Origin of the sequence: Streptomyces sp. NPDC092369 (genome assembly GCF_044755245.1) — a bacterium.
GTDB lineage: Bacteria > Actinomycetota > Actinomycetes > Streptomycetales > Streptomycetaceae > Streptomyces.
In genome coordinates this window covers 240,649-259,807 of the sequence record NZ_JBIVQP010000005.1, presented here as the reverse complement: position 1 = coordinate 259,807, position 19,159 = coordinate 240,649, and the positions used below count along the sequence as shown (strand labels likewise).

Annotated in this window: 22 protein-coding genes; 13 read left to right on the top strand and 9 right to left on the bottom strand. The window is 69.9% G+C overall.

Going from position 1 to position 19,159, the window contains the following annotated elements; all coding sequences use genetic code 11:
* Positions 1-128 precede the first annotated feature (128 nt).
* The 4 genes from rpsF to rplI all read left to right on the top strand — a co-directional run bounded on the left by rpsF (position 129) and on the right by rplI (position 1,868).
* The gene (gene rpsF / locus ACIQI8_RS29510) at positions 129-419 is read left to right on the top strand and encodes a 30S ribosomal protein S6 (RefSeq protein ID WP_005482942.1); all 291 of its coding nucleotides are present in this window, start codon (positions 129-131) and stop codon (positions 417-419) included.
* A gap of 77 nt (positions 420-496) precedes the next feature.
* A complete protein-coding gene (locus tag ACIQI8_RS29505) occupies positions 497-1,108 on the top strand; it encodes a single-stranded DNA-binding protein (protein ID WP_402356649.1) in 612 nt (203 codons plus the stop codon).
* Between the two features lie 58 nt (positions 1,109-1,166).
* The gene (gene rpsR, locus ACIQI8_RS29500) at positions 1,167-1,403 is read left to right on the top strand and encodes a 30S ribosomal protein S18 (protein WP_003949403.1); all 237 of its coding nucleotides are present in this window, start codon (positions 1,167-1,169) and stop codon (positions 1,401-1,403) included.
* 18 nt (positions 1,404-1,421) lie between these two features.
* Complete coding sequence (gene rplI, locus ACIQI8_RS29495; RefSeq protein ID WP_402356646.1) at positions 1,422-1,868, top strand: 50S ribosomal protein L9; 447 nt, start codon at positions 1,422-1,424, stop codon at positions 1,866-1,868.
* Positions 1,869-2,068: 200 nt separating this feature from the next.
* Here rplI and ACIQI8_RS29490 read toward each other — a convergent pair whose 3' ends face one another.
* A complete protein-coding gene (locus ACIQI8_RS29490; RefSeq protein ID WP_402356643.1) occupies positions 2,069-3,406 on the bottom strand; it encodes an MATE family efflux transporter in 1,338 nt (445 codons plus the stop codon).
* Between the two features lie 461 nt (positions 3,407-3,867).
* Between ACIQI8_RS29490 and dnaB the strand changes: the two genes are divergently transcribed.
* Both dnaB and ACIQI8_RS29480 read left to right on the top strand, forming a co-directional pair.
* Positions 3,868-5,343, top strand: coding sequence for a replicative DNA helicase (gene dnaB, locus ACIQI8_RS29485; RefSeq protein WP_402356640.1), 1,476 nt, complete (start codon positions 3,868-3,870; stop codon positions 5,341-5,343).
* A gap of 149 nt (positions 5,344-5,492) precedes the next feature.
* On the top strand, positions 5,493-6,359 hold the full coding sequence (locus tag ACIQI8_RS29480) for an NAD-dependent epimerase/dehydratase family protein (RefSeq protein WP_402356637.1): 867 nt from the start codon (positions 5,493-5,495) through the stop codon (positions 6,357-6,359).
* Between the two features lie 84 nt (positions 6,360-6,443).
* Here the strand turns inward: ACIQI8_RS29480 and ACIQI8_RS29475 are convergent, their stop codons facing one another.
* On the bottom strand, positions 6,444-7,205 hold the full coding sequence (locus ACIQI8_RS29475) for a DeoR/GlpR family DNA-binding transcription regulator (protein WP_402356634.1): 762 nt from the start codon (positions 7,203-7,205) through the stop codon (positions 6,444-6,446).
* Positions 7,206-7,294: 89 nt separating this feature from the next.
* On the opposite strand from ACIQI8_RS29475, the gene ACIQI8_RS29470 reads away from it, so the two are divergent.
* The 3 genes from ACIQI8_RS29470 (at position 7,295) to ACIQI8_RS29460 (ending at position 10,643) form a co-directional block, all read left to right on the top strand.
* Positions 7,295-8,497, top strand: a complete 1,203-nt coding sequence (locus tag ACIQI8_RS29470) for an MFS transporter (protein WP_402356631.1) — start codon at positions 7,295-7,297, stop codon at positions 8,495-8,497.
* Positions 8,498-8,580: 83 nt separating this feature from the next.
* Entirely contained in the window at positions 8,581-9,261 is a 681-nt protein-coding gene (locus ACIQI8_RS29465) for an HAD family hydrolase (protein WP_402356628.1), read from the top strand.
* Entirely contained in the window at positions 9,258-10,643 is a 1,386-nt protein-coding gene (locus ACIQI8_RS29460) for a serine hydrolase domain-containing protein (RefSeq protein WP_402356625.1), read from the top strand. The genes ACIQI8_RS29465 and ACIQI8_RS29460 overlap by 4 nt, the downstream gene beginning before the upstream one ends.
* A gap of 57 nt (positions 10,644-10,700) precedes the next feature.
* On the opposite strand, the gene ACIQI8_RS29455 is transcribed toward ACIQI8_RS29460, so the two are convergent.
* Both ACIQI8_RS29455 and ACIQI8_RS29450 read right to left on the bottom strand, forming a co-directional pair.
* Positions 10,701-11,153: a GNAT family N-acetyltransferase gene (locus ACIQI8_RS29455; RefSeq protein ID WP_402356622.1), complete on the bottom strand. Its 453-nt coding sequence runs from the start codon at positions 11,151-11,153 to the stop codon at positions 10,701-10,703.
* Between the two features lie 35 nt (positions 11,154-11,188).
* Positions 11,189-12,055, bottom strand: a complete 867-nt coding sequence (locus ACIQI8_RS29450; protein WP_402356619.1) for a GNAT family N-acetyltransferase — start codon at positions 12,053-12,055, stop codon at positions 11,189-11,191.
* Positions 12,056-12,235: 180 nt separating this feature from the next.
* Here ACIQI8_RS29450 and ACIQI8_RS29445 point away from each other — a divergent pair, with 180 nt between their 5' ends.
* Positions 12,236-12,868, top strand: a complete 633-nt coding sequence (locus ACIQI8_RS29445) for an HAD family hydrolase (RefSeq protein ID WP_402356616.1) — start codon at positions 12,236-12,238, stop codon at positions 12,866-12,868.
* A gap of 295 nt (positions 12,869-13,163) precedes the next feature.
* Entirely contained in the window at positions 13,164-14,597 is a 1,434-nt protein-coding gene (locus tag ACIQI8_RS29440) for a globin domain-containing protein (RefSeq protein ID WP_402356613.1), read from the top strand.
* A 31-nt stretch (positions 14,598-14,628) separates the two neighbouring features.
* Here ACIQI8_RS29440 and ACIQI8_RS29435 read toward each other — a convergent pair whose 3' ends face one another.
* The 5 genes from ACIQI8_RS29435 to ACIQI8_RS29415 form a co-directional block, all read right to left on the bottom strand.
* A complete protein-coding gene (locus ACIQI8_RS29435; protein WP_123999004.1) occupies positions 14,629-15,111 on the bottom strand; it encodes an NUDIX hydrolase in 483 nt (160 codons plus the stop codon).
* An 88-nt stretch (positions 15,112-15,199) separates the two neighbouring features.
* Entirely contained in the window at positions 15,200-16,102 is a 903-nt protein-coding gene (locus tag ACIQI8_RS29430; RefSeq protein WP_402356610.1) for a LysR family transcriptional regulator, read from the bottom strand.
* A gap of 228 nt (positions 16,103-16,330) precedes the next feature.
* Complete coding sequence (locus tag ACIQI8_RS29425; RefSeq protein WP_402356607.1) at positions 16,331-17,485, bottom strand: cystathionine gamma-lyase; 1,155 nt, start codon at positions 17,483-17,485, stop codon at positions 16,331-16,333.
* The gene (locus tag ACIQI8_RS29420) at positions 17,482-17,973 is read right to left on the bottom strand and encodes a low molecular weight protein-tyrosine-phosphatase (protein ID WP_402356604.1); all 492 of its coding nucleotides are present in this window, start codon (positions 17,971-17,973) and stop codon (positions 17,482-17,484) included. Before ACIQI8_RS29420 ends, ACIQI8_RS29425 begins: the two co-directional genes overlap by 4 nt.
* A gap of 7 nt (positions 17,974-17,980) precedes the next feature.
* Positions 17,981-18,358 carry a phage holin family protein gene (locus ACIQI8_RS29415; RefSeq protein ID WP_402356601.1) on the bottom strand — a complete coding sequence of 126 codons (378 nt, stop codon included), beginning with the start codon at positions 18,356-18,358 and terminating at the stop codon, positions 17,981-17,983.
* 59 nt (positions 18,359-18,417) lie between these two features.
* Between ACIQI8_RS29415 and ACIQI8_RS29410 the strand changes: the two genes are divergently transcribed.
* Both ACIQI8_RS29410 and ACIQI8_RS29405 read left to right on the top strand, forming a co-directional pair.
* Positions 18,418-18,735, top strand: coding sequence for a cupin domain-containing protein (locus ACIQI8_RS29410; protein ID WP_123999009.1), 318 nt, complete (start codon positions 18,418-18,420; stop codon positions 18,733-18,735).
* A 192-nt stretch (positions 18,736-18,927) separates the two neighbouring features.
* The gene (locus ACIQI8_RS29405; RefSeq protein WP_123999010.1) at positions 18,928-19,140 is read left to right on the top strand and encodes a DUF5326 family protein; all 213 of its coding nucleotides are present in this window, start codon (positions 18,928-18,930) and stop codon (positions 19,138-19,140) included.
* Positions 19,141-19,159: the final 19 nt, after the last annotated feature.

Genomic DNA, 19,159 nt, shown 5'->3' with positions numbered 1-19,159 from the left:
TTGTCGCGGCGGTGTCTCCGACAAGGAGCCCCCGATTGTCAGTGGTGGCCGATACCGTTGCGTACGCATCACAACCCTCCTGCCACGGAACGACCGTGGCCGCTGAGTCCGAAGGAGGTGGGTTCCACATGCGTCACTACGAGGTGATGGTCATCCTCGACCCCGATCTGGAGGAGCGCGCTGTCGCCCCCCTGATCGAGAACTTCCTCTCCGTCGTCCGTGAGGGCAACGGCAAGGTCGAGAAGGTCGACACCTGGGGCCGTCGTCGTCTCTCGTACGAGATCAAGAAGAAGCCCGAGGGCATCTACTCGGTCATCGACCTGCAGGCCGAGCCTGCGGTCGTCAAGGAGCTCGACCGCCAGATGAACCTGAACGAGTCGGTCCTCCGGACCAAGGTCCTCCGCCCCGAGACCCACTGAGCATCTAGCTCAGCCGATCTCGGGATCCGAGTAGCAGCACCAAGCAGCCAGCAGCAAACCCGCCGAGAGGTTCCCCCATGGCAGGCGAGACCGTCATCACGGTCGTCGGCAATCTTGTCGATGACCCCGAGCTGCGCTTCACCCCGTCCGGTGCGGCGGTCGCGAAGTTCCGTGTCGCGTCCACTCCCCGCACCTTCGACCGTCAGACAAACGAGTGGAAGGACGGCGAAAGCCTGTTCCTGACCTGCTCGGTCTGGCGTCAGGCGGCGGAGAACGTCGCGGAGTCGCTCCAGCGAGGCATGCGCGTCATCGTGCAGGGCCGGCTGAAGCAGCGGTCCTACGAGGACCGTGAGGGCGTCAAGCGCACGGTCTACGAGCTGGACGTCGAGGAAGTCGGCGCCAGCCTGCGCAGTGCCACGGCCAAGGTCACCAAGACCGCCGGTGGCGCTCGCGGTGGCCAGGGCGGCGGTTTCGGCGGCGGCGGCGGTGGCCAGGGTGGCGGCGGCTGGGGTGGAAACTCCGGCGGCGGTCAGCCGGCCGGCGGCGCTCCCGCCGACGACCCGTGGGCGACCGGCACTCCCGCCGGTGGCAACCAGGGCGGCGGCGCGAGCGGTGGCGGTGGCGGCGGCTGGGGTGGAAACTCCGGCGGCGGCGGCGGTGGCGGCTACTCGGACGAGCCCCCCTTCTAGGCCCTTGGGCCGAGGGGCGGGTCGTACCCAAACTTCTTGATCACACAGGAGAAACACCATGGCGAAGCCGCCTGTGCGCAAGCCTAAGAAGAAGGTCTGCGCTTTCTGCAAGGACAAGGTCACGTACGTGGACTACAAGGACACGAACATGCTGCGGAAGTTCATTTCCGACCGCGGCAAGATTCGCGCCCGCCGCGTGACCGGCAACTGCACGCAGCACCAGCGTGACGTCGCCACGGCTGTCAAGAACAGCCGTGAGATGGCGCTGCTGCCCTACACCTCCACCGCGCGCTAAGGGAAGGGTGACCGAAAAATGAAGATCATCCTCACCCACGAGGTCTCCGGCCTCGGTGCCGCGGGCGACGTCGTCGACGTCAAGGACGGTTACGCTCGCAACTACCTGATCCCGCGGAAGTTCGCTATCCGCTGGACCAAGGGTGGTGAGAAGGACGTCGAGCAGATCCGTCGCGCTCGCAAGATCCACGAGATCCAGACCATCGAGCAGGCCAACAGCATCAAGGCCCAGCTCGAAGGTGTGAAGGTCCGTCTGGCCGTTCGCTCCGGCGACGCCGGCCGTCTCTTCGGTTCCGTCACCCCGGCCGACGTCGCTTCGGCGATCGCGGCTGCCGGTGGCCCGAAGGTCGACAAGCGCCGTGTCGAGCTGGGTTCGCCCATCAAGACGCTGGGCGCCCACGAGACGACCGTTCGTCTGCACCCCGAGGTTGCCGCCAAGGTCAACATCGAGGTCATCGCGGCCTGATCGCTGCGCTCGGCTTGAGCAGTTGAGAGAAGGGGCCGCACCTGCCTGGTGCGGCCCCTTCTGCATGCCCGGCTCTTTGTGCTCGGCGACAGTGAGCCGGGGCGGGTGTTTCACGTGAAACAACGTGTTTCGAGAGACCACGTGTTTCCGTGTTTCACGTGAAACCGTCGGGCCCAACCCCGCCGTTTCACGTGAAACAGTCAGCGTGTCGCGCCGGTGACGAGCCAGCGGCCGGAGCGGGTGCGCAGCCACAGGGTCAGCATCCGTACGGTCATCATCAGCGTCATGGCCGCCCAGAGGGCGGTGAGTCCTCCGCCGAGCACCGGAACGAGCAGGGCGACCGGAGTGAAGACCGCCAGGGTGACCAGCATCGCCCACGCCAAGTAGGGCCCGTCGCCGGCGCCCATCAGGACCCCGTCCAGAACGAAGACGATGCCGCTGATCGGCTGTGCGGCGGCCACGATCAGCAAAGCGGGCAGTGCGGTGTCCTTGACCGAGGGATCGCCGGTGAACAGGGACAGGAACACCGGGCGGGTGATCAGCACGAGCAAGCCGAGGACGACGCCGGTGGCGATGCCCCACTGCACCATGCGGCGGCAGGCGGCGCGGGCGCCCTGGGTGTCTCCGGCGCCGAGGTAGCGCCCGATGATGGCCTGACCGGCGATGGCGATGGCGTCGAGAGCGAAGGCGAGCAGGCTCCACAACGACAGGATGATCTGGTGGGCCGCGATGTCCGCGTCACCGAGCCGGGCGGCGATCGCGGTGGCGATCATCAGAATCGCCCGCAGAGACAGGGTGCGCACGAGCAGAGGCGCGCCGGCCTGGGCCGAGGCTCTGATCCCGGCGGCGTCGGGACGCAGTGAGGCACCGTGTCGACGGGCCCCACGGACGACCACGACGAGGTAGGCGGTGGCCATGCCCCACTGGGCGATGACGGTGCCCCAGGCGGAGCCTGCGATGCCGAGGTCGGCACCGTAGACGAGGCCGGCATTGAGGGCGCCGTTGGCGACGAAGCCCGCGACGGCGACATAGAGCGGTGTCCTGGTGTCCTGGAGGCCGCGCAGGACGCCGGTCGCGGCGAGGACGACGAGCATGGCGGGGATGCCCAGGGCGGAGATGCGGAGGTAGGTGGTCGCGTAGGGGGCGGCGGTGTCCGAGGCGCCGAAGAGTTCGACGAGGGCCGGTGCCGAGGGAAGGGTGACGGCGATGACGGCGGCGCCGAGCAGGAGCGCCAGCCAGATGCCGTCCATGCCCTGCCGGATGGCGGCCTGGAGGTCGCCGGCGCCGACGCGTCGGGCGACGGCCGCCGTGGTGGCGTAGGCGAGGAAGACGAAGACGCTGACCGCTGTCATGAGGAGGGCCGAGGCGACGCCGAGTCCGGCGAGTTGGGCCGTGCCGAGATGGCCCACGATCGCGCTGTCGGCCATGACGAAGAGGGGCTCGGCGACGAGTGCGCCGAAGGCCGGGACGGCCAGTGCGACGATCTCTCGATCGTGCTGTCGCCGGTCGGCCTTGGGGGTCGCGGGAGCCTGTGTCATGAGCACTAATGTAATCGTCCACAGGTAAGAGATGCAATGTAGCTGCGACCCTTACTGGGTTTCGCGGCCCGTGCTCTTTCGTGCACCGTTCGAAGCGATCTTGGTCCAACTGGAAAAGTTTTTCTTCTGCACAGCCAGTGGACGGGAAAGATGCAGCTCAGAGTGAGTGCCGCGAAGGAGGCCGGAGCTTGTTCACAGGGCTGTCCACCGGGTCGTGCACAGGTTTTGCGGAGTTCTCCACAGCATCCGGGCCGTCGTCCACATGGCCTGTGGATAACCAGATTGGCTGACGGTGCCCACAGGCCTACGGTGGTGCGGCGCCCGCTCCGTTCGTCGGCTGGGAAACCATCACAAAACCGACGCGCCAGAACCGGAGTTGGGCGTCTCGTTTGTCAGTGCCGTGCCGTAGAAAAGAGAGGCACGGCTAGGTCCGCTCTCGGCGGACGGGAGGAGGTGTCTCGGTGAGCATTTCCGAGCCCTTGGACGATCCGTGGGCCGACAGCGGTCCGAGTGATCGTCCGCCTGCCCGCCGACGCGGCGAAGGCGGCCGCGGGCGCGACGAGCAGCACGACCGCGGCCGGGAGAACGGCCAGTGGGAGAGCGGCGGGACGTCCTTCGAGCGGGTGCCGCCGCAGGATCTCGACGCCGAGCAGTCGGTTCTCGGCGGCATGCTCCTGTCCAAGGACGCCATCGCCGACGTCGTCGAAGTGCTCAAGGGCCACGACTTCTACAAGCCGGCGCACGAGACGGTCTTCCAGGCGATCCTCGACGTCTACGCGAAGGGCGAACCGGCCGACCCGATCACGATCGCCGCCGAGCTCACCAAGCGCGGCGAGATCAACAAGGTCGGCGGCGCATCGTATCTGCACACCCTCGTCCAGACCGTGCCGACGGCGGCCAACGCGGAGTACTACGCGGAGATCGTCCACGAGCGGGCGGTGCTGCGCAGGCTGGTCGAGGCCGGCACCCGTATCACCCAGATGGGGTACGCGGCCGACGACGACGTCGACGAGATCGTCAACCGCGCGCAGGCCGAGATCTACGCGGTCACCGAGCAGCGCACCAGCGAGGACTACCTCCCGCTCGGCGACATCATGGAGGGCGCGCTCGACGAGATCGAGGCGATCGGCTCGCGCAGCGGCGAGATGACCGGCGTACCGACCGGGTTCACGGACCTCGACTCCCTCACCAACGGCCTGCATCCGGGCCAGATGATCGTCATCGCGGCCCGACCCGCCATGGGCAAGTCCACGCTCGCGCTGGACTTCGCGCGCGCGGCGTCCATCAAGCACAACCTGCCGAGCGTGATCTTCTCCCTCGAAATGGGGCGCAACGAGATCGCGATGCGCCTGCTCTCCGCCGAGGCGCGCGTGGCCCTGCACCACATGCGGTCCGGCACCATGACCGACGAGGACTGGACCCGGCTGGCGCGCCGGATGCCCGAGGTCTCCTCCGCGCCGCTCTTCATCGACGACTCGCCGAACCTGTCGATGATGGAGATCCGCGCGAAGTGCCGTCGGCTCAAGCAGCGCAACGACATCAAGCTGGTGATCATCGACTATCTGCAGCTGATGCAGGCCGGTGGCTCCAAGCGCTCCGAGAGCCGTCAGCAGGAGGTCTCGGACATGTCCCGAAACCTCAAGCTCCTGGCCAAGGAGCTGGAGGTCCCGGTGATCGCGCTCTCGCAGCTGAACCGTGGTCCCGAGCAGCGCACGGACAAGAAGCCGATGGTGTCCGACCTGCGTGAGTCCGGCTCCATCGAGCAGGACGCCGACATGGTGATCCTGCTGCACCGCGAGGACGCCTACGAGAAGGAGTCCCCGCGCGCGGGCGAGGCGGACATCATCGTCGGCAAGCACCGTAACGGCCCCACGGCGACGATCACCGTCGCCTTCCAGGGCCACTACTCGCGGTTCGTGGACATGGCGCAGACCTGATCCTCCTCAGGCCCGCTCTTGACCTGCGCTGATGCCCTGAGGGCATCGCCGCTGACGGAAGAGGTCTTGGACGTCGGCCGCGGCACGGGACCAGGGTGGAGGAGCGGCGCATCCCGGCCGCTCCTCCACCGACAAGGACCCTGAGAGCGATGCAGATCTTCATCACGGGCGGCTCCGGCTACATCGGCCGTTCCGCCATCCGGGCGCTGACCCGGCACGGCATCGGCGTCACCGCGCTGGCGCGCAGCGAGCACGCGGCCCGCACCGTGTCGGACCTCGGTGCCACCCCGGTCGCGGGGGCGCTCACCGACACCGATGTGCTCCGTGCGGCGGCCGGCCGGGCCGACGGCGTCATCCACCTCGGGGTGGACTACGCGGAGGGCACCGCGGACGTCGACCGCGCGGCGGCGGAGGCACTGCAGGACGGAGTGGGCAGCGGTGTCTACGTGCACACGGGCGGGGTCTGGGTGTACGGCGACACCGACGGGGTCGTCGACGAGGACGCCCCGTTGAGTCCGCCGCGCATCACCGCGTGGCGGCTGGAGAACGAGAAGCGGGTGCTCGCCCGTGCCACCACCGGAGGACACCCCGTCGTGGTGATGCCGGGGCTGGTCTACGGCCGCTCCGGCGGACTGGCGCAGTCGTTCTTCGTCGAGCCGGCACGCGCCGCGGGCGCCGTGTCCTGCATCGGGGACGGCGCCAACCACTGGGCGCTGGTGCACGTCGACGACATCGCCGAGCTGTACGTCCTGGCCCTGAACGCCCAGGCCGGTGCCGTCTACGCCGGGACCAGCGGCCAGAACCTCCCGCTGGCGGACATCGCCCGCGCCCTCAGCCACGCCGCCGGGTGCCCGGACCGGATCGAGTCGCTGACAGTCGAGGAAGCCGAGCGGCGGATGGGCCCGATCGCCGAGGCGTTCGCCCTCGACCAGCGGTTCAGCGGCGCCCGGGCACGCGACGAGCTCGGCTGGACCCCCACCCGTCTCGACGCCCTGACCGAACTCGCCCAGGGCTGAACGACCACGGCCCGAACCACCAGGTAACGGGGCGCCCATCGCCCGTACCACCCCTGGCCGGCGGCACAACCGACGGAGACCGTGTCATACGGCCTTGACGACGACGCCGGTGTCCTCGAGCGCGGCGATCTCGTCGGTGGGGGCCTCGGTGTCGGTGACGAGGGTGTGCAGGAGGGTGGCGGGACCGACGTGGGCGTACGCGGTGTGGCCGAGCTTGCTGCCGTCGGCGGCCACGATGATGCGACGTGCGGCGGCGATGCCGGCCTTCTTCACGGCCGCGTCGTCGAGGTCGTAGGCGGTCAGGCCCTCGGCCGCGCTCAGACCGCAGCAGCCCATGACCGCGGTGTCGAAGCGCAGTGCCGCCAGGGACGCGAGGGTGAGCGGGCCGGTGAGGGCGCCCTCGGCGGCCCGCGGCTGTCCGCCGGGCACCACCAGCGTGGCCGGGCCCGGACCCTCGCCGAGCACCTGGACGGCCTGCAACGACAGGGGCATCACCGTGACCGGCCGTCGGCGCAGCAGATGGGCGACCTCCAGGCACGTGGTGCCGCTGTCGAGGAGGACGGTCTCGCCGTCGGCGACGAGCGAGGACACCTCGGCGGCGATACGGCGCTTGGCGTCGACGGCGTCGTGGGTGCGCAGAGCGAACGGCGGCTCCTCGCCTCTCAGCAGCAGGGTGCGCGCCCCGCCACGAACCCGCTCCAGGACGCCGTGCGCGGCCAGCGCGTCGAGGTCACGCCGGATGGTCATCTCGGAGGCGCCGGTCAGTTCGACGAGCTCCTGGACCGTGACCCTTCCCGACTCCCTGACGGCCTGCGCGATCATCCCGTGGCGGTCCGCGTTGCTCATACCGCGATTGAACACCCCGCGAAACGAACATGCAATGTGTGCGAAGTGCCAGTATTCAATCACAATAGATGTTCGTTACGGTCGTCCGTATGAGTCACCCGCTGCGTGCCGCCCGAGTCGCGACCTTCGTCTACTTCAGCCTCTGCGGCACCCTGATGGGCACCTGGGTGGTGAACATCCCCGCCATCGAGGAGCGCGTCGGCATCAGTCACGCGACGCTCGGAGCCCTGCTGGTGCTGCTGGGGCTGGGTGCCTTCATCGGGATGCAGGTGGCCGGGGGCCTGACGGACCGGCTCGGGGCGCGCACGGTCGTCCCTGCCACCGCCGTGGTGTGCAGCGCGGCTCTGGTGCTGCCCGGCCTGCCCCGCGAGCCCTGGACGCTGGGAGCCGCCCTCCTGGTCTTCGGTTTCTGCAACGGCTGCCTGGACGTGAGCATGAACGCCCACGCCGTGCACGTGGAGAAGGCGTACGGCCGACCCGTCATGTCGGCCTTCCACGCCACGTTCTCGGTCGGCGGAGTGCTCGCCGCACTCGTCGGAGCGGCCACGGCGAGCGCCGGTCTGAGCCCGGCCGCGGGCATGGCCGCCATGGGAGCCCTGGGCATCGCGGTCGCCGTGGTGTCGGCACGCGCCCTGCTGCCGGCCGCGCCCACCGCCGCCGACACCGGCTCCGCGGGGGAGACCGAGCAGGCGCCGGCCGCCCGGCGCCGCGGTGCCGGCGGGCGCATCTGGATCCTCGCGGCCCTGGCTCTGCTGGTCATGCTGTGCGAGGGCGCCGCCAACGACTGGAGCGCGCTGCACCTGAAGGACGTCCTCGACGCCCCCGCGAGCACCGCCGCCTTCGCCTACGGCACCTTCGCGGCGACCATGACCATCGGCCGACTGACCGCCGACCGCCTCGTCGCCCGGTTCGGGTCCATGGCGATCCTGAGGTACGGCGCGGCGACGGCTGGTGTCGGCATCACCATCGTGACCGTCTCCCCGTGGATCTGGGCCGCGTTCGCGGGGTGGGCGCTGTTCGGTCTGGGACTGTCCGGCTGCGTCCCGCAGCTGTTCAGCGCGGCCGGGCACGCCGACCCCGCCGCCGCGGGGGCCAATGTCTCCCGGGTCGCCGGGCTCGGCTACGTCGGCATGCTCGCGGGCCCGGCCGTCATCGGCTGGCTGACCCACTTCGTCGCCCTGAACCACGCCTTCGTCTTGCTGATCCTGCTGTGCGCGATCACCGCCGTGGCCGCCGGCGTCCTGCGCACCGGATCCGACCACACGAGCGAGATGGCCCACAGCAGCCACTGACCGCCTGTGCGGTACGGCTCACTCCGCGCCGCACAGGCTCCTCCTCCCGCCCCGGCCGCCACAACCCGGAGGAACCCTCACCCATGCCCACCGACCGACGCATCGTGCTGTTCGACCTCTTCGGGGTCATCACCCGCCCCCAACGCCCGGGCGCCCTCGGCAGGATGGCCGCCCGCTGTCACGCGCCCACCGACGCCTTCACCACGGCCTACTGGGCCTGCCGCCCGCCCTACGACGCCGGTCGGCAGTCCGCCCGCGAGTACTGGACCGCCGTACTGCGATGGCTGTCCCGGTCCGTCGACGCCGACACCGTCGAGGAACTGCGCCTCACCGACATCGACAGCTGGTCCCGCGTCGACGACCGGATGGTCGCCTACGCCCGGTCCCTCCGGGGCGTCGCCGAGGTCGCCCTGCTGTCCAACATCCCCTCGGACCACGCGGACGCCTTCCTCGCCGCGCAACCGTGGCTACACGAACTGGACCACGTCGCCTTCTCCGGGAAGATCGGGGCGGCGAAGCCGGACCCGGCGGCCTTCCGGCACTGCGTCGTCGCCATGGAGGCCGCTCCGGACGACTTCCTCTTCGTCGACGACCGCGAGGAGAACGTGCGCGCCGCCCAGGCCATGGGGATGAGCGGACACGTCTTCACCGGTCGCGACGGACTGGCGGCCGTCGTCGACACCTGGCTGCCGACCCGACACCCGCGCCCCCAGGGCAAATACGCTCGACGCCCGAGCGGCGCGCGGGGTGGACTGGGGGAATGACGACACCTCAGGAAGAGCTGCTCCCCGCCACGCGACGGGCGCTGCTGCACCGGATCGCCGTGGCCCAGGCCGAAGGGCATGCGCCCTCGCTGGTCGCGGCGGTGGTACGGGACGGGCGCACGGTGTGGCACGGGGCGCGGACCTCGGTGGACGGGCACGGTCCGGACGAGAACGTGCAGTACAGGATCGGCTCGATCACCAAGACCTTCACGGCCGTTCTGGTGCTGCGGCTGCGGGACGAGGGCTTGCTCGACCTCGGTGACCCGGTGGAGAAGCATCTGCCGGGCACGGGCGTGGGGGAGGCCACCGTCGCCGATCTCCTCGCGCACACTGGCGGGCTGGCCGCCGAGTCGCCCGCCCCCTGGTGGGAACGGACGCCGGGCTCGCTGCGCCCCGAACTCGCCGACGTCCTGGGCGAACAGCCCCTGCGGCACCCGGTGGGCCGGCGCTTCCACTACTCCAACCCGGGCTACACCGTGCTGGGGACGCTCGTGGAGAAGCTGCGCGGAGCCCCATGGGAGGAGGTGCTACGGCGGGAAGTGCTCGAACCCCTCGGCCTGGACCGCACGAGCGGCCGTCCGAAGGCACCCCACGCGGGCGGCTGGGCCGTCCACCCCTGGGCCGACGTCATGCTGCCGGAACCCGCCGAGGACCTCGGACGCATGGCCCCCGCCGGTCAACTCTGGTCCACCACGAGCGACTTGGCGAGGTTCGCGATCTTCCTGGCGCAGGGGGACGACCGGGTCCTCAGCGCCGAGACGGTCCGGGAGATGCGCGCGCCGGCGGCGCCGGGCGAGGCCGCGGACGTCGCGGACGGTGTCTCGTACGGACTCGGACTGCAGATTCAGCAGCGTCACGGGCGGCTGCTGGTGGGCCACTCCGGTTCCCTGCCGGGCTTTCTGGCGAACCTCAGCATCAGCGTCGAGGACGACGTGGCCGCGGTGGTGCTGACCAACTGCACCTCCGGCCCCCTGCTGGCTACGGTCGGTGCCGACCTCGTGCGGATCGTCGCGGAGGCCGAGCCCCGCATCCCCGCCCCGTGGCGGCCACTGCCCGAAGTGGACGCGTCGGTACTGGAGTTGGCGGGCCCGTGGTACTGGGGAACGCACGCGTTCGCCCTCCGGCTGACGGCCGCCGAAGGGCTTTCCCTGGAGCCCCTGTCCGGCATCGGCCGCCGGTCCCGCTTCCGGACCAACGGCGACGGCACCTGGACCGGACTGGAGGGCTACTACGCCGGAGAGCTCCTGGAGGCCGTACGACGGCCCGACGGGACCGTGAGCCATCTGGACCTCGGGTCCTTCGTGTTCACGCGTCAGCCGTACGACGAGGGGGCTTCCGTGCCGGGTGGAGTCGACCCGGACGGGTGGCGCGGCATCGGATAACCGCGGAGGCGACGGGTGGGTGTCGTGTTTCACGTGAAACACGACACCCACCCGGCCTCACAGCTGCAGCTTGAAGCCCACGTGCGAGGCGGAGAAGCCGAGCCGTTCGTAGAAGCGGTGGGCGTCGGTGCGGGTGACGTCGGAGGTCAGCTGGACCAACTGGCAGTTCTGGCGCCGGGACTCGTCGACCGCCCACTCGATGAGCTGCGTGCCCAGGCCGCTGCCGCGCTCATCGGCATGGACGCGGACGCCCTCGATGATCGACCTCGTGGCACCTCGACGTGACAGACCGGGGATGACGGTGAGCTGAAGCGTGCCCACGACCCGGTCCTCACGAACGGCGACGACCAGATGCTGGTTCGGGTCGGCCGCGAGGCGCTCCCAGGCGGCCAGGTACGGGGCCGGATCGTCCGGAGACTCACGCTGGGCGCCGAGCGGGTCGTCGGCGAGCATCGCGACGATCACGGGCACGTCGTCCGCCGTGGCGGGCCGTATCTCAAGATCTGCCATACCCGCAGCCTATGCACAGCGGCCCTCGGTCCGTCTCAGCCGGCGGCCACCGTCAGCGGAGCGAAGCGCCTGGTCCAGTCCCCGGGGAGCTCAGCGATGCCGTAGGTCATGACCGCGTTGTCGGCGGTGGCGGCCAGACCGCGTTCCTTCGCCCACGCCAGCAGCTCCTCGTGGCGCACGTCGATGTCGGTGCGCAGGGGGCGGTCGGTGTGGGCGGCGAGGGAGGTGAGCAGCGCCTGCGCGGTCTCGGTGTCGTGGGCGATCAGCGGGCCGACGACGTGGGTCTCCATGTTGGGCCAGGCTGCCGCGTATCCGATGAGCCGGCCGTCCCGCTCGGCGACGCGCAACTGGTCCGCGAAGGCGGGTAGGCGGGTGAGGATGTGTGTGCGGCCCAGGCCGAACACCTCCTCGTCGAGCCGGAGGATCGAGGTGAGGTCCTCCGCGGTAGCCGGGCGCGTGACGACCTTGGATGCCGGCTCGCCGGGCGTGAAATGCCCGAGCAGCATCTCCGCCCGGCCGATGACCTTGAAGCCGAGCTCCTCGTAGAGCGGGCGGCCGTACGGGGTCGCGTGCAGGGTCAGTGGAGTGGTGCCCATCGCCGAGATGAGGTGTCGCATCAGCCTGCGTCCCACGCCCTGCCGGGCGTGCCGTTCGGCGACCAGCACCATGCCGACGGCTCCCAGACCGGGGCGGTCCTGGGGTCCGTACTCGGTGACGACACAGGCGCTGACGAGACCACCGTCGGGGTCGTCGATCCCGTAACCCTTCCCGGAAGCGAGGAGGAAACCCCACTTGTGTTCCTCGCGCGGCCACCCCCGGTCCTCGGACAAGTCGGCGCAGGCGGTGAGATCGCGAAGCGTCAGACGGCGGATCGGAAGAGCAGCGAGAGAAGGAGTCGGCACGCAGGTCAGGCTGTCTGACGGGTGGCCTCGTCGTCCACCGCTTTCCGGTTCTTCTCAGGCAGGGACACGAGCTTTTGGCCATGTCGTGGGCAACCGTACACAGAGCCGACAACGACCGGTGTTTCACGTGAAACACCGACGCCGAAGAGCTGTCGAGTCGCCGGACTAGTCTCGGTGACCATGGCGCGACTTCATCTCTTCGACCTCGACGGCACACTGCTGTACGGCACCTCGGCACCCGTGGAGATCTCACGGCAGTTGGGACTGGAAGCCGAGACGGTGGCCCTGGACAAGGCGATCTCGGCGGGACTCATCGGCCCGCCGGAGTACGCGGCGCACGTGCGTGAACTCTGGACGGATCTCACCGACGCCCATGTGGCGGCGGCCTTCGAGCAAGCGCCGTGGCTGGGCCGGATTCGTGAGGTCTGGGCGGCGATCCGGCAGGAGGGCGACTACTGCGCCGTCGTCTCCCTGTCCCCGTCCTTCTTCGTGGAACGGCTCACCGGCTGGGGTGCGCACGCGGCGCATGGATCCCTCTTCCCCGCCGTGCCGTTCACCCAGCCCGTGGATCCCGCCGGGTTGCTCAGTGCCGCGGCCAAAGTGGAGATCGCCAGGCGACTGTGTGAGGAGTTCGGAGTGACGTCCGCCGACTGCGTCGCCTATGGCGACTCCTTCTCGGACAAGGACCTGTTCGGTGCGGTGTCGACTTCCGTGGCGGTCAATGCGGATCTCCACCTGTCCGGTCTCGCGACACACTCGTACATGGGCATGGATCTGTGGGAAGCCTATGAATTGGTGCGCCACGCCCGGTAATTGAAGGAATTGATAGTTCGCCCGCCTTCAATCGTGGTGTCGGAGGCCGGACTTGTGATCGACGCGGCGCCCGGTATGGTCGACTCCGGTTCGCCGGGAGCAGGGACGCGGAGCGCACTGCGGCCAATGTCACACTCTCGGCTTACTTGTCAGTACGGAACGTGATCACGGTTTGAATGTGGCCGTATCGGCCGCCGGGCGAAACGGGGAAGGCAAGCCGTCTGCGGGGGAAGCAGGCATCTTCCGATAGAGGAGGTGCGCAGACCGACCGAAAGATGTCGAGGCGAGGCACATCATGGACGCTCCGACCACCACGTCGGCCGACAACGGCACGTCCGGCGGCGGAGCCGGCTGGTTCAAGCCGTACACGCAGCCGGAGACACCCCCGGGCAGTGAGCGCGAGGCCCCCGAGGGCAACCGTCTCGCCGCGATGCGCCCGGTGGGCGGGCCCACCGCGAACAGCGACCCGGGCGGGCAGCGGGAGCCCGCCGGCCAACCGGTCGCGCCGGCCTCCGCGACCGACCCGTACGTCCCCGCCCAGCGCTCCACCTCCTCCGCCCCGCAGTACGCCCCCGCCGCCCCGCAGACGGCCGTCCCGACCCGGGCCGAGCAGGCTTCGCCGGACGCCGTCCTCATCCGCCGGACGATGGCGGAGGTCGCGCCGGTCGCCGACAAGGTCACCTCGTACTTCTACGCGCTGCTCTTCGTCCGCCACCCCGACCTTCGCCCCATGTTCCCGGCGGCGATGGACACCCAGCGGGACCGGCTGCTCAAGGCGCTGCTCACCGCGGCCGAGCAGGTCGACAACACGCCCGTCCTCATCGACTACCTGCAGAATCTCGGCCGCGGGCACCGCAAGTACGGCACCCGCCCCGAGCACTACCCGGCCGTCGGCGAGTGCCTCATCGGCGCGCTGAGCAAGTACGCGTCGGCCGTCTGGCACCCGGAGATGGAGGCGGCCTGGGTCCGGACGTACACGACGATCTCGCAGGTCATGATCGACGCGGCCGCCGCGGACGAACTGCGCGCCCCGGCCTGGTGGTACGCCGAGATCGTCACGCACGACCTCAGGACCCGGGACGTCGCCGTCCTCACGGTCCGCCCGAACCAGCCCTATCCCTTCCTCGCCGGCCAGTACGCGAGCGTGGAGACACCGTGGTGGCCGCGGATCTGGCGGCACCTCTCCTTCGCCTCGGCACCTCGCCACGACGGTCTGCTGACGTTCCACGTGAAGGCCGTCCCGGCGGGCTGGGTCTCGAACGCGCTCGTGCACCGCTCGCGTCCTGGGGACATCCTTCGCCTCGGTCCGCCGGCCGGCTCGATGACCGTCGACCACACGACCGACAGCGGCCTGCTCTGCCTGGGCGGCGGCACCGGCATCGCGCCCATCAGGGCGATGGTCGAGGACGTCGCCGAACACGGCGAACGGCGTCCGGTCGAGGTGTTCTACGGCGCCCGCACCGACCACGACCTGTACGACATCGACACGATGCTCAGGCTCCAGCAGACCCACCCGTGGCTCACGGTCCGCGCGATCATCGACGAGCAGGCGCATCTCCAACTGCCCGACGCCATCCGCCAGTACGGGCCGTGGAGCGGCTACGACGCCTTTCTCTCCGGCCCGCCCGGCATGATCCGCAGCGGCGTGGACGCCCTCAGGAGCGTCGGGATCCCGCCGGAGCGTATCCGGCACGACTCGGTGGAGGAACTCGCCGGAGCGGGCGACTGAGGCGGCGTCGGAGACTGACGCGGCGCCGGGCTCAGCCGAGGTCCGGCGCGTGCATCGCCCGTACGCCCTCGATGTTCCCGTCCAGGTAGTGCCGCAGGGACAGCGGCACGAGATGGACGGAGGCGATCCCCACGCGGGTGAACGGCACCCGGACGATCTCGTACTCCCCGGCGGGCTCGTCCACTTCGGGGCCATGGCGCAGGGACGTGTCCATGGACTCCAGGCGGCAGACGAAGAAGTGCTGCACCTTCACGCCGGTCGTGGCGGCGTCCTTGCCGATGTGTTCGACGGTGTCCACGAAGCAGGGCACCACATCGGTGATCTTGGCGCCGAGTTCCTCGTCCACTTCGCGATGGAGTGCTTCGACGACGGTGGTGTCCTCGGGCTCGACGCCGCCACCGGGGGTGACCCAGTAGGGATCGACGCCGGGCTTGGTGCGTTTGATCAGGATCAGGTAGTCACCGTCGAGCAGAACGGCACGGGCGGTGCGCTTGACCACGGGTCGGACGGTCATGGGAGAAATGTGGCCCGGCTGGTTCCACGTGAAACATCGCAGGGCGTCACCGGCCGAGCTCCCCGGGTAGTCGCGACAAAAGGCCTGGTCAGCACCAGTCGGCCGCCGACCGCAGCAGCCAGTCGTGCGCCCGCGCGATATGTGGCATCGCCAACGTGCCGGTGCGGACCACCAAGAAGTACGTCCGCAGGGGCGGCACCGCGGGATCGTGCAGCGCCAGGACGTCACCGTGCTCCAGGGCGGCGGCGCACAGATAGCGGGGCAGTACGGCGAGTCCCGCGCCCGCGACGGCACACGCGAGGACCGCCCGCAGATCGGGCACGATGACCGTGCCCGGGGTGGGCGGACGGGAGTCGAAGACGGCGGCCCAGTACCGGGAGACGAAGGGCAGCGACTCGTGCACCTCGATCACGGGGACGTTCTCCAGCGCGAGTGCCCCCTTCCGGCGCGGCTTGCCGGGGATCCGCTCGGCCAGTCCGGGGGCGGCGACCAGGACGTGCTCCTCGTCGCAGAGCGGAGTCGCCGTGAGCAGCGCGCCCCGGGGACGGGCCGTACTGATGGCCAGATCATGATGCCCGGCGGCAAGCCCTTCCAGAGTCTCCTCAGCGTTCCCGAACGAGGCGCGCAGCGCGAAGCTCTGGCTGTCCTCGCCGGTCAGCTCGGTGAGGGCGGGCAGCGCGCGCTCGGCGGTGAACTCCCGGGGACCGGCGAGGTGCAGGGTGCGCAGAGAGGAGTCCTCGTCGAGGCCGGTCTCGGTGATCTCCACGAGGGCGTCGAGGTGCGGGGCGGCCTTGTGCGCGAGTTCGTCGCCGATGCTCGTCGGCGTCACCCCGCGGGCCTGCCGCAGGAACAGCGGGCGGCCCAGCTGCCGCTCCAGCGTGCGGATCTGGGAGGTCACGGCCGGCTGCGACAGACCGAGCAGCGCGGCGGCCCGAGTGAAGGAGCCGGCCCGGTGCACGGTCACAAAAGTGCGCAGCAAGGCCAGATCCATGGCACGCCCTCCCCTTTCCCTGCCCCACTCCCGGCCCCGGGCAGGGCCCAACTATAAATAAGTCGATAGGTCTCTGTCGCTACTGTGATTGGACACTGACACAGAGTCAACTAGCCTTGGTCGCGCGGTTCTTCGCGCGCGGAACCGGGGACGGTCCGAGCCACGAGGGGGGAGGCTCGGACCGTCCGTTGTGTGGAGGCGGCCGTCGACGGGAGGACCGTAAACCGGTCATCGCGCCGACTCGTCCAGCGCGCGGAGCACGTCCGCCACCAGGTCCTCGGGATCCTCGGCGCCCACCGACAGCCGGATGAAGCCCTCCGGCACCGCGTCCCCGCCCCAGCGACCGCGCCGCTCGGCCGTGGACCGCACTCCGCCGAAGCTCGTCGCGTCGTCCACGAGCCGCAGCGCGTCGAGGAAACCGTCGGCACGCGCGCGCGTGGGCAGCGTGAAGGAGACCACGCACCCGTAGCGGTGCATCTGCCGCGCGGCCACCTTGTGCGCCGGATCCTCGGGCAACCCCGGATAGCGCAGCCCGGTCACCTCGGGCCGCTCCCGCAGCGCCTCGGCGACGGTGAGGGCTGTCGCGCACTGCCGTTCGACGCGCAGATGGAGCGTGGCGATCGAACGGTGTGCGAGCCAGGCCTCCATGGGACCCGGAATCGCGCCGACGACCTTCCGCCAGCGGCGTACGGCGGCCATCGCCTCGGCGTCGCGGCCGACGACGTACCCGAGGAGCACGTCACCGTGCCCGGTGAGCTGCTTGGTGCCGCTGGCCACGGCGAAGTCGGCGCCGAGTTCCAGCGGGCGCTGCCCCAGCGGCGTGGCGAGGGTGTTGTCGACGGCGACCAGTGCGCCACGCGCGTGTGCCGCCTCGGCGAGCCTCCGGATGTCGCACACGTCGAGGCCGGGGTTCGACGGCGACTCGATCCACAGCAGCTTGGCGCCGTCCAGCACGTCCAGTTGGGCGTCGCCGCCGGTCGGTGCCGTGCGTACCTCGATGCCGTACGCCTCCAACTGGGCGCGCACCAGGGGCAGCACCTGGTAGCCGTCGTTCGGCAGGACGACCGTGTCGCCGGCGCGCAGCTGGGAGAAGAGCACCGACGAGATGGCGGCCATCCCGGAGGCGAAGACGAGCGTCTCGACGCCGTCCTGCCCGGGCGCCTCCAGCTCGCCGATGGCGTGCTCCAGATGCGTCCAGGTCGGGTTCTCGTCCCGGCCATATGTGTACGGCCCTGTCGGCTCGCCCGGCAGATGGAAGTGGGCGGCGAACACCGGACCGGGCAGGGTCGGTTCGTACTTCACCGGCTCGGGCAGTCCCGCCCGCACCGCGCGTGTGCCGTCACCGTCGCCCTGCACCGGTGCTCCCGTAGCGGAATCACTCATGCCGCTCGTCCCTCCACTTGCTCGCGTACCGCGGCGAGCAGGCCCTCGCTCGCCGCCTCCACCATCTCAAGGCACTCCTCGAAGCCGTCGAGGCCCCCGTAGTACGGGTCCGGCACGTCGAGGTCGTCGCCCGCGGCGGGGTCGTAAAAGCGGAGCAGCCGCACCTTCGCCGCGTCCTCAGGGGTGGGCGCGAGGCGGCGCAGAGCCCTGAGGTGGCCGGTGTCGAGGGCGACGACCAGGTCGAGGCGGTCGAACCAGGACACCTGGAACTGCCGGGCGGTGTGCTCGCCCTCGTAGCCGTGCTCCTCCAGCACGGCGACGGTGCGCGGGTCGGCGCCGTCGCCCTCGTGCCAGCCGCCGGTGCCGGCGCTGTCGACCTCGACCCGGTCCTCGAGGCCGGCTTCCGCTATGCGGGCGCGGAAGACGGACTCGGCCATCGGCGACCGGCAGATGTTGCCGGTACAGACGAAGCAGACGCGATACGTCATCGCGTGCTCAGTCCCCGTCCGGCAGGACGACGTTGAGCGCCCAGGAGACGATGGAGATGATCAGACCGCCCAGGACGGCCGTCCAGAAGCCTTCCACGTGGAAGCTCAGGTCCAGCTTGTCGGCCAGCCACGAGGTGAGCAGCAGCATCAGCGCGTTGACGATCAGAGTGAACAGGCCCAGCGTCAGGATGAACAGCGGGAAGGTCAGCACCTGAAGGACCGGCTTGACCAGGAAGTTCACCACCCCGAAGACCAGGGCCACGAGGAGCAGCGTCCAGACCTTCTTGCCCGTGCTGTCACCGGTCAGGGTGATCTTGTCGAGCAGCCAGACGGCGACCGCCAGGGCGCCCGCGTTGGCGATCGTCTTGACTACGAAATTCTTCATGTGTCTGATCGTTGCAGACGAGATCGGATACGAGCAGTGGGACGAGGGCGACAAGCGCGATGAAGGCATTCCGGTTGGACGAACTGGAGGCGGAACGCGCCGCCAACGACGGCGCCTACCTCCAGTTTCTGCGCGAACGGAACATGTCGGTCGGCCTCTACGCGCTCGACGCGGGCGACCAGGACCCGCAGCGGCCGCACCAGCAGGACGAGGTGTACTTCGTGGTCAGCGGCCGGGCCGCGATCACCGTCGGCATGGAGACGACCCAGGTGGCGCGCGGCAGCGTCGTGTACGTGCCCGCGGGCGTGGCCCACAAGTTCCACCACATCAGCGAGGATCTGCGGGTCCTCGTGGTGTTCTCTCCGCCCGAGAGCTGAGGCCCTGACTCAGGGTTCCCTAGGGGATCGATCAGGGGAGGACAAGGGATGCCGGGCCCCCGCCGGGGCCCCTGCCGGCCCTAGCATCGAACGCAGGACAACTGGCAGGACAACAGAAGGATCCGGCGTCACAAGCCCGGGTCATCGACGGACCCGGCACCAGCGACGGGCGGAGAGGTAAGGACGACAGCTATGGGAGAGATCTTCTCGACACTGCCCTGGTGGGTGAAGTGGATCGCGGTGCCGGTCATCGCCCTGGTCGTGTTCGGCGGACTGATAGCGACCGTGGTCGGCTTCGTCATCGGACTGCTCTTCAAGGCGCTGGTGTTCGTGGCACTGGTCGGCGGGCTGATCTACGTCGTACGGAAGTTCACGTCGAGCTCCTCGTCGCGCAGCGACTGGTGAGGCCCGTGGGACACCGGTG

Coding starts and splice junctions, on each gene's coding strand:
- ACIQI8_RS29420 (WP_402356604.1), bottom strand. CDS start 17,973: ATGACGTATCGCGTCTGCTTCGTCTGTACCGGCAACATCTGCCGGTCG.
- rpsR (WP_003949403.1), top strand. CDS start 1,167: ATGGCGAAGCCGCCTGTGCGCAAGCCTAAGAAGAAGGTCTGCGCTTTC.
- ACIQI8_RS29465 (WP_402356628.1), top strand. CDS start 8,581: ATGCCCACCGACCGACGCATCGTGCTGTTCGACCTCTTCGGGGTCATC.
- ACIQI8_RS29460 (WP_402356625.1), top strand. CDS start 9,258: ATGACGACACCTCAGGAAGAGCTGCTCCCCGCCACGCGACGGGCGCTG.
- ACIQI8_RS29410 (WP_123999009.1), top strand. CDS start 18,418: ATGAAGGCATTCCGGTTGGACGAACTGGAGGCGGAACGCGCCGCCAAC.
- ACIQI8_RS29505 (WP_402356649.1), top strand. CDS start 497: ATGGCAGGCGAGACCGTCATCACGGTCGTCGGCAATCTTGTCGATGAC.
- ACIQI8_RS29415 (WP_402356601.1), bottom strand. CDS start 18,358: ATGAAGAATTTCGTAGTCAAGACGATCGCCAACGCGGGCGCCCTGGCG.
- ACIQI8_RS29435 (WP_123999004.1), bottom strand. CDS start 15,111: ATGACCGTCCGACCCGTGGTCAAGCGCACCGCCCGTGCCGTTCTGCTC.
- ACIQI8_RS29475 (WP_402356634.1), bottom strand. CDS start 7,205: ATGAGCAACGCGGACCGCCACGGGATGATCGCGCAGGCCGTCAGGGAG.
- rpsF (WP_005482942.1), top strand. CDS start 129: ATGCGTCACTACGAGGTGATGGTCATCCTCGACCCCGATCTGGAGGAG.
- ACIQI8_RS29445 (WP_402356616.1), top strand. CDS start 12,236: ATGGCGCGACTTCATCTCTTCGACCTCGACGGCACACTGCTGTACGGC.
- ACIQI8_RS29425 (WP_402356607.1), bottom strand. CDS start 17,485: ATGAGTGATTCCGCTACGGGAGCACCGGTGCAGGGCGACGGTGACGGC.
- ACIQI8_RS29480 (WP_402356637.1), top strand. CDS start 5,493: ATGCAGATCTTCATCACGGGCGGCTCCGGCTACATCGGCCGTTCCGCC.
- rplI (WP_402356646.1), top strand. CDS start 1,422: ATGAAGATCATCCTCACCCACGAGGTCTCCGGCCTCGGTGCCGCGGGC.
- ACIQI8_RS29440 (WP_402356613.1), top strand. CDS start 13,164: ATGGACGCTCCGACCACCACGTCGGCCGACAACGGCACGTCCGGCGGC.
- ACIQI8_RS29455 (WP_402356622.1), bottom strand. CDS start 11,153: ATGGCAGATCTTGAGATACGGCCCGCCACGGCGGACGACGTGCCCGTG.
- ACIQI8_RS29405 (WP_123999010.1), top strand. CDS start 18,928: ATGGGAGAGATCTTCTCGACACTGCCCTGGTGGGTGAAGTGGATCGCG.
- ACIQI8_RS29470 (WP_402356631.1), top strand. CDS start 7,295: ATGAGTCACCCGCTGCGTGCCGCCCGAGTCGCGACCTTCGTCTACTTC.
- ACIQI8_RS29430 (WP_402356610.1), bottom strand. CDS start 16,102: ATGGATCTGGCCTTGCTGCGCACTTTTGTGACCGTGCACCGGGCCGGC.
- ACIQI8_RS29490 (WP_402356643.1), bottom strand. CDS start 3,406: ATGACACAGGCTCCCGCGACCCCCAAGGCCGACCGGCGACAGCACGAT.